Raw genomic sequence first — 6,657 nt, 5'->3', positions numbered from 1 at the left:
GGTCCCGGCTCGCCCGCCTCAGGCGGCGGCTCCGGTGGAGCCGGTGCCGGCGGTGCCGGCGGCGCATCCGGAACTTCCGACGCGGCCTTCGCCGCGCTCGGCGCTGACGCCCTCGCGTCGCTGGTGCTGAACTCGGTCGACGACGAACTGCCGTCGTCACCGGTGTTCGACACCGACACCACCCCTGACTGATCGGGGTCCGCTCCGCCTGCCCGCAGGCGGAAACGGTCATTGCTCCCTGCCATGGGAGCAGAAACCCCACATCAGTCAGGAGTTACATCATGAAGCGATTGGCCTTGAGGGCGCTGTACGCGACCCTCTTCGCCGGGGGGCTCACGCTCCTCGGAGCCGGGGTCGCCCACGCGTCTGAGACGAGTGGCGACGACGGCATCCTGTCGGGTTCCCAGGTCGGGATCTCGATCGACCTCCCGGTCACCGTGAGCGGCAACGGGATCTCCCTCATCGGGGATTCGCAGTCGTCGGATGCGTCGACCGAGGTCGCCTCGGAGCCCGCGTCCGCACCGGTCGCCGTCACCTCCGGTGACGACGGCATCGGCTCGGGCACGCAGGCGCTCATCGACGTCTCGGTGCCGGTCACGGTGGGTGGCAATGCCATCTCCGTCATCGGTGACAGCGAGTCGAGCGACGCCGCCACCACGGTGGCGCCGGAGCCGGCTGCAGCACCCGCCCCCGACGCCGCAGTTGCCGACGTCCCGGTGGCCGAGACGAGCGGCGACCACTCGCTGCTCGGCGGCACGCAGGCGCTCCTCGGCATCTCGGTGCCGGTGACGCTCGGCGGCAACGCCGTCTCCGTCATCGGGGACAGCGAGTCGAGCAACGCCACCACCGGCGTCGCGAGCGACCCCACGACCGGCTCCGACGGCGGCAGCGCCGCGTGGACGTCGGGCGAGGACTCGATCCTCGGCGGCACGCAGGGCCTGGTCGACCTGGCCCTGCCCGTGACGCTGGGCGGCAACGCCATCTCCGTCATCGGGGACTCGACGAGTGACGGTGCGTGGACCGAGGTCGCCTCCGGCGGCTCCGGCTCGCGCACCGGCTCGGGCACCGACGCCTGGACGTCCGGCGAGGACTCGATCCTCGGCGGCACGCAGGTGCTCGGCGACCTCGCCCTGCCGATCACGCTCGGTGGCAACGCCATCTCGGGCATCGGCGACAGCGAGTCCACGGATGCCACGACGGTCGTGGCTCCGGGAACCGGGGGCGGTTCCGCCACGACGAACGGATCGGACGGGCTGCTCGGGGGAACACAGCTCATCGCCGACCTGGTCGCACCGATCACCGCGGGCGGCAACGCCATCTCGGTCATCGGCGACAGTGAGTCGACGGATGCCACGACGGTCGTGGCTCCGGGAACCGGGGGCGGTTCCGCGACGACGGACGGGTCCGATGGGCTGCTCGGTGGAACGCAGCTCATTCCGAACGTGGCTCTGCCCATCACGATCGGCGGCAACGCGATCTCGGTGATCGGTGACAGCCGGACGGACGGATCGACGACCATCGTCGACCCGACCGACCCGACCGACCCGACCGACCCGACCGACCCGACGGATCCCACGGATCCCACGGACCCGACGGACCCGACGGACCCGACGGACCCGACGGATCCCACGGACCCGACGACTCCGGTCGACCCGGGCACGCCGGGTGACGGCGGTTCGACCACGCTGGCCTCGAGCGGCACGACGCAGGTCGTGACGGCGTCGACGACGCTCGCCTCGACCGGCGCCGACCTCACGGGCCTCGTGCTCGCGGCGTTCGCAATGCTGGCGGGCCTGGTGCTCGTCGGCTTCAGGAGGTTCGCGATCCGACGGTGATGACCACGGGGATCGGCGCGGCCCCTCAGCGCCGATCCCCCTGAGAACCTGTGCCGCCACCCGATGCGGCGCAGTGGGCCACGGTGTTCGATCCCGTGGTCCGGGGGCGGCGGTCGAAATACCCAGGGGGGCGACCGCCGCCCCGCAACCCTGCCTACTCCGAGGCGAACACGTCGGATGCCGCACCGAGACGGAGGAACACCGTCTCGCCCGTGGCATCCTTCAGCCCGTCGTTGTCGGTGACGGCGTAGACCCGGCCGTCGCCGCCGACGGCGAGGCCCTCGAGCTTCTCCTGCGTCCAGCCGTTCCCGGCCCGGAGCGCAGGCAGCACGTCGACCGCGAGCGACTTGGCGAGCACGGGCAATCCGCCCGGCGCCCCGACGCCCGTGATGCCCACCGTGTCGCCGAGCTCGACGGTGTACACGCGCTTCACCGCAGCGGCGGGGCCGTTGAGCTTGTCGCGCTCGATGACCGCGAGCGTGTCCCCGTCGACGGCCGTGATCTCGGAGAGTCCCATCCAGTCGCCAGGCGCTGTGGTGTCCCCGAGCCGGTAGCCGAACCAGGTCCACGCGCCCGTCGCCACGTCGTAGCGGCCGATCCGCGTCACGCCGTCGCCGTCGATGGGGTCGGATGCCGCGGCCGGGTCCGTCCACAGCGGTCGCTGCAGCGCGACGAAGACGCGCTCGGCGCCCGCGGCATCCGTCACCGCCGTGACCCCCTCGAGCCCCCACTTGCCCACGTGCGCCGTGATCTCGGCCGGCAGCGCGACGGTCTGCTGGATCGCGCCCGCGGCATCCGTGCGCACCAGCGCGTTGCCCGCGCCGTCGGCGCCCTCGGCCGCCAGCCAGAAGCCGCCCTGCGGGCGGGCGAAGAGGCCTTCGATGTCGAGGTTCGCCGGCGCTCCCGCGTTCGTCACCGCGAGCGCGCGGGTGATGCGGGCGGGGGCGCCCGTCACGTCGACCGAGTAGACGGTGCTCGGCTTCACGACGGAGTCGCTGGCGGCGAAGAGCGACCCGGCGTCGGCGGGATCCGCCGAGAGCGCGCCGAGGGCCTGCCACCCGATGGCCTTGCCGTCGACCGAGTCGGAGACGATGCCGGTCTGGTCGTCGATGCCGGGCCCGAACTCGTAGACGTTCACGCTGGCGCGCACGCCGACGGACGCGTCGTCGACCTCGCTCGAGACGACGAGGAGGTCGCGGGCGGGGATCGGCAGTACACCCTCGGGACCGTTGGTCGCGAAGAGCGTCTGCACGAACTCGGGCGTGCGCGGATTCGTCAGGTCGTAGACCGCCACGAAGTTCGAACGCTCGCTCGCCACGAAGGCGTACCTCGTGCCGTCGAACTCGGCGATCGCGAGGCCCTCCGGCTCGGGGCCCTTCTTCGCCGCCCGGTCGTCGTTGTAGAGGCCGTGCGAGATGGCGAGCTGCTCGAAGCTGTTGCCGGCATCCCAGACCGGCCTGCCGGTGATGGTGTCGAAGACGGACCAGCCGCGCGTGCCGCCGGCGAGGTCGCCCTCGTTCGCGACGGCGACGTGGCGCCGGTCGACCCAGGCGATCGCGTCGGGTTCGCGGGGCACGTTCTCGAGCGATCCGCTCGCGTCGATGACCTTGTCCTTCTTCGTGTCGAAGCCGTCGGCGGTGACGGTGCCCGCCGAGAACGCCCGCACGAGCAGGCCGGTGCGGGGCTCGATGACGGCGATGCCGTTGTTCTCCTGGAGGGTCACCGCGAGCAGGCCGTCGGGCGAGAACGCGACGTACTCGGGCTCGGGGTCGCCGGGCGCGGTGATGCCGGCGTGCTGCAGGATGCCGGTGGCGAGCTTCGAGCTGAACGAGACGGGCTTCGCCTTCCAGTTCGCGGGCTTCGCACCGGTGAGCTTCACGAGCTGCACGAATCCGCCCGGAGCCTGCGGGAGGCCGCCCTCGACGCCGCCGACCTCGAGGTCCTCGTCGCGCTGGTTCTCGATCGCGATGGCCGCGAACTTCCCGTCGGGCGAGATGGCGATCGAGTCGGGCTGGCCGCCGAGGTCGATGCTCGCCACCCGCTCCCGGTCGGAGAGCCGCAGCACGTCGAGGCGCCCCCTCGGTGCGGTGACGTCGCCGCCGGTCTCATCGATCACGACGAGCACGTACTGCCCCACGATCGACACCGAGGTCGGCTGGTCGTCGGCGTGCCCGAGCTGGGCGAGCGACACCGTGCCGAGGCCGACCGGCGCGGCGGGGTCGGTGAGGTCGAGGAATCCGATGCGCCGGCCGAGGGCGTCGGTGGAGACGAGGGTGCGGCCGTCCTTCGAGACCGCCGAGATCTCGGCGACGGTGGGCGCGGCCGGGTCGACGTCGGCGGGGACGTTCTGGAAGACGGGGTAGGTGGCGCTGCGGTGGAAGCTCGAGGCCTCGTCGGCCGCGAGGGCCGGCATCGCGCCCACGGCTCCGAGGGCGACGACGGATGCCGCGGCCACGGCCGTGCAGCGCGCGAGAGTTGCTCGCTTCATGCGGGAGTGCTCCTGTCGGGGGAAGGGATGATTCCCCGCAACAGTGCTCCGGGTGGGCGACGCCCCGGTGACCGGAGGGTGAACGGCCGGATCCGATCGGCCGTCGCCGGTCGAGCTAGTCCGTGCGCGCCTCGGGCGCGATGCCGGCGGCCGGGAGGATGACGTGGTCGATGAGCGACAGGAGGTAGTCCGCGTCGAGCGGCTGCTGCTCGACCAGCATCCGGAACGCGGACATGCCGGACGCCACCCTGGCGAGCAGGTCGATGTCGCAGTCGGCCGCGACCTCGCCGCGATCGATCGCGCGCTGCAGGAAGAGCCGGTTCACGGCGAGCCGCGGCTCGATGATCGCCTGGTGCGCGGCGGCGGCGAGCTCGGGCGAGGTGGAGATCATGCCGAACAGCCCGCCCATGATGCGCAGCTTGCGTTCGCCCTCCTCGATGGAGCGCGGCCGGATCATCGCGACGAGGTCGCCACGCAGGGTGCCCGTGTCGGGGAGCCGCTCTGGCGCGAGGTCGGCGGCCTTCATGCACGCGACCGCGTCGAGCACGAGGTCGGCCTTCGAGGGCCAGCGGCGGTAGATGGTGGCCTTGCCGGCCTTGGCCCGGGCGGCGACCATGTCGATGGTCATGCCGTCGAACCCGGACTCGGCGAGCACCTCGATGGCCGCGTCGAGGATCTCGGGGTCGCGGGTGTGGTCGCGCTTGCGGCCCAGCCGCGGCGTCGGGCCGGCCTCAGGATCGAGCTGGGCCGTGGAGTGGGACTGCGCCATTGCGGTCTCCTCCCCTTCTCGCGTGGCGGTCGTGTTGCTGCCATGTTACTTCAGGAACTGGTCATATCCGAAACCGCTCAGTCTCGTATAGAGTGGCGCCCATGACCTCCGCTCCGACCGCAACTCCCACGCCCGTCGCGGCGTCCTCCCGCCGGTGGTGGACCCTCGCGACCGTCGCGCTGGCCCAGCTCATGGTGGTGCTCGACGCCACCGTGGTGAACATCGCACTTCCGGCCGCCCAGGCCGACCTCGGCTTCTCCGACGGCGACCGCCAGTGGGTCGTCACGGCCTACTCGCTCGCCTTCGGCAGCCTGCTGCTGCTCGGCGGCCGCCTCTCCGACCTGTGGGGCCGCAAGCGCACCTTCATCATCGGCCTCATCGGCTTCGCGCTCGCCTCGGGCCTGGCCGGCGCTGCACCCACGTTCGGCGTCCTCGTCGCCGGCCGCGCACTGCAGGGCGCCTTCGCCGCGCTCCTCGCGCCGACGGCGCTCGCGGTGCTCACGACGACGTTCACGATCCCCAAGGAGCGCGCCCGGGCGTTCGGCGTCTTCGGCGCGATCGCGGGAGCGGGCGGCGCCATCGGCCTGCTCCTCGGCGGCTTCCTCACCGAGCAGTTCAACTGGCGCTGGAACCTCTACATCAACGTCTTCATCGCGGCGATCGCGATCGTCGGCGCCGCGCTGTTCGTGCGGCATGTGGCCCGCACAGGCCCGCGCCCGAAGCTCGACCTGCCCGGCACCGTCCTCATCTCGGGCGCGCTGTTCCTCCTCGTCTTCGGGTTCTCGAACGCGGAGACGGAGGGATGGGACTCGCCGATGACGTGGGGCATGCTCGCGGCATCCGCGGTGCTGCTCGTGGCGTTCGTGCTCTGGCAGCGACGCGCGGCGCACCCGCTGCTGCCGCTGCAGATCGTGGTCGACCGCAACCGCGGCGCCGCCTACCTGTCGGTGTTCATCGCGGGGGCGGGCATGTTCGGCATCTTCCTCTTCGTCACGTACTACCTGCAGACCTCGCTGGGGTACTCGCCGATCCAGACCGGACTGGCGTTCCTGCCGATGATCCTCATGCTGGTGCTCGCCGCCCAGCTGTCGACGAACCTCTTCGTGCCCAGGTTCGGGCCGAAGGTCATGGTGCCGATCGGCATGGTCATCGCCGCGACCGGCATGGTCATCCTCACCCACCTCGACGCGCAGAGCACCTACGCGGCCGACGTGCTCGCGCCGCTCATGATCCTGGGCTTCGGCATGGGCTCGATCATGCCCGCGTCCATGCAGACGGCCACGTTCGGCGTCGAGCGGTCGTTCGCCGGCGTGGCGTCGGCCATGGTGAACACCAGCCAGCAGGTCGGCGGGTCCATCGGCACGGCGCTGCTCAACACCCTGGCGGCGACCGCGGCCACCGACTACATCGTCGCACACACCCCGCCGACCCCGGCCGTGCTGGCGGATGCCGCGATCCACAGCTATGCGGTCGCGTACTGGTGGGGCGCCGGCCTGTTCGCGGTGGGCGCGGTGCTGTCGGCGCTGCTGTTCCGCCGGCGCACGGACGGCCCGTCGATCGCCGCG

At 71.8% G+C, this 6,657-nt stretch carries 4 protein-coding genes and 1 pseudogene; 3 read left to right on the top strand and 2 right to left on the bottom strand.

What is annotated here, in order from left to right:
* Both GH736_RS14600 and GH736_RS25530 read left to right on the top strand, forming a co-directional pair.
* Nucleotides 1-192, top strand: a pseudogene (locus GH736_RS14600) (hypothetical protein); the annotation flags it as partial.
* Between the two features lie 89 nt (nucleotides 193-281).
* Nucleotides 282-1,835 carry a beta strand repeat-containing protein gene (locus GH736_RS25530; RefSeq protein WP_159604580.1) on the top strand — a complete coding sequence of 518 codons (1,554 nt, stop codon included), beginning with the start codon at nucleotides 282-284 and terminating at the stop codon, nucleotides 1,833-1,835.
* 154 nt (nucleotides 1,836-1,989) lie between these two features.
* Here the strand turns inward: GH736_RS25530 and GH736_RS14590 are convergent, their stop codons facing one another.
* Both GH736_RS14590 and GH736_RS14585 read right to left on the bottom strand, forming a co-directional pair.
* Nucleotides 1,990-4,323, bottom strand: a complete 2,334-nt coding sequence (locus GH736_RS14590) for an esterase-like activity of phytase family protein (protein ID WP_159604578.1) — start codon at nucleotides 4,321-4,323, stop codon at nucleotides 1,990-1,992.
* A gap of 115 nt (nucleotides 4,324-4,438) precedes the next feature.
* Nucleotides 4,439-5,092, bottom strand: coding sequence for a TetR/AcrR family transcriptional regulator (locus GH736_RS14585; RefSeq protein ID WP_159604576.1), 654 nt, complete (start codon nucleotides 5,090-5,092; stop codon nucleotides 4,439-4,441).
* A 101-nt stretch (nucleotides 5,093-5,193) separates the two neighbouring features.
* On the opposite strand from GH736_RS14585, the gene GH736_RS14580 reads away from it, so the two are divergent.
* On the top strand, nucleotides 5,194-6,657 hold a 1,464-nt coding region (locus GH736_RS14580), incomplete at its 3' end, for an MFS transporter (RefSeq protein WP_159604574.1).

It is taken from the genome of Agromyces humi (assembly GCF_009720255.1).
GTDB classification, from domain to species: domain Bacteria; phylum Actinomycetota; class Actinomycetes; order Actinomycetales; family Microbacteriaceae; genus Agromyces; species Agromyces humi.
Note: the sequence above shows the minus strand (reverse complement) of the source record. Positions and strands in the feature narration are given on the sequence as shown.